The organism is Lacihabitans soyangensis, from assembly GCF_024343775.1.
Taxonomy (GTDB): domain Bacteria; phylum Bacteroidota; class Bacteroidia; order Cytophagales; family Spirosomataceae; genus Leadbetterella; species Leadbetterella soyangensis.
On the sequence record NZ_RJUF01000150.1, the window covers coordinates 1 to 1,448 of the forward strand.

Genomic DNA, 1,448 nt, shown 5'->3' on the forward strand with positions numbered 1-1,448 from the left:
GGCTTTTGAATGTTTTTAGTGAATAAATATGAGCTTTTGGCCAAATGGTTTTTGTGAATTTAAATGTTTGAAGGTTCCAAATAAATGGGGGTTGAAATTTTCGATTCGGATGGTTTTTTCGTGCGGTTATAAACTTTGAGAATTGTTTCACAAAGGCTCTCAAAGTGATGCACGAAGTTTCACAAAGTGTTTAAATTTAGTATTTTAAAGTTCATCTAGAGGCTTTCTTGGCGTTCTTTGCGAGCATTTCCTTAGCGTTCTTTGCGGTTAAAAACCTCCCGAATTGTTTCACAAAGGCTCACAAAGAAATCCACAAAGTATCACAAAGGGTTAATATTTAGTACTTTAAAGTAGGAGTGAGGCTTTCTTGGCGTTCTTTGCGAGCATTTCCTTAGCTTTCTTTGCGGTTAAAAACCTCCCGAATTATTTCACAAAGGCTCACAAAGTAATGCACGAAGTTTCACAAAGTGTTTATATTTAGTATTTTAAAGTTCATCTAGAGGCTTCCTTGGCGTTCTTTGCGAGCATTTCCTTAGAGTTCTTTGCGGTTAAAAAAAGCGATCAACCTTGAGCAGTGACAATACAATAGGAAGTAATCCGCTGGATTAGATCATTCTCATTAAATTCATACAAATCACAAGCCGAAACAAACGAAATTCTTTGACCATTTCTGCTGAATTCAGCTGTACCGTTGATAACTATTTTGTTGTCTTGAGCGATAATATTCAATGTCTTGAAGTCCGTGGTGACAGACTTAAAATATGCCGCAACCTGATTGCAGTTTTCTATGATGGCCTCTTTGCCAATAAATGTATTTTCTTCCACCACCTCCCAAACGGCATTTTCGGCAATGAATTCTGTGGTTTTTTCAAACTCACCATTTGAGAAAGCGAGGGCAATTTCTTGTTTGGTCATGGTTTTGGTAAAAGTATGTCGGTTTTTAATTAAAATGGTGTTACAATTTCAAGTTCCGAGCCTTCATTTCTGCCTCAACAGCCTTATAGTTATTGTTGATAGTAAAGGCAATGATGCCTACAAAAAAAGGTACAGCCAGCATAGAAAACTCAAAGTCGCTGATAAACATCCTGATAAAGGTGAATATGACGGACACTATAATAGTAGCCATCACAAATAGGTAAGGCGTTTTGGTGTCTTTCCATTTTTTCAATAGCTCCTCGTCGGTCAGTTCGTTTAGTTGTTTTTCTTGCATGATTTCTCTGTGATTTATTCGAAACCAATTTAAGAATTATTTGGGGAAATTGGGAGTTTTTTTGGTCACAAGCAAATTTAGGTTAGTCAGTTTTGTTGGCAAGCTTTGGCTTAAAACTAAGGAATTATTGGAAGAAAGTATAGGTCATAAAAATTATAAGTACCTAGTTGTAACGCACCCCAAATAACTCGGACATAAATTCAAAAATAATTTTGTAATTATGTCTATGAAAAAGAAG

At 35.9% G+C, this 1,448-nt stretch carries 2 protein-coding genes; both read right to left on the bottom strand.

The genetic code is table 11. The features are described 5' to 3' along the window. Window positions 1–561: 561 nt before the first annotated feature. Window positions 562–915 carry a nuclear transport factor 2 family protein gene (locus EGI31_RS15150; protein ID WP_255037985.1) on the bottom strand — a complete coding sequence of 118 codons (354 nt, stop codon included), beginning with the start codon at window positions 913–915 and terminating at the stop codon, window positions 562–564. A gap of 40 nt (window positions 916–955) precedes the next feature. After that, window positions 956–1,210 (bottom strand): hypothetical protein, encoded by a 255-nt coding sequence (locus tag EGI31_RS15155; RefSeq protein ID WP_255037984.1) that lies wholly within the window; start codon window positions 1,208–1,210, stop codon window positions 956–958. Window positions 1,211–1,448 lie beyond the last annotated feature (238 nt).

Coding starts and splice junctions, on each gene's coding strand:
- EGI31_RS15155 (WP_255037984.1), bottom strand. CDS start 1,210: ATGCAAGAAAAACAACTAAACGAACTGACCGACGAGGAGCTATTGAAA.
- EGI31_RS15150 (WP_255037985.1), bottom strand. CDS start 915: ATGACCAAACAAGAAATTGCCCTCGCTTTCTCAAATGGTGAGTTTGAA.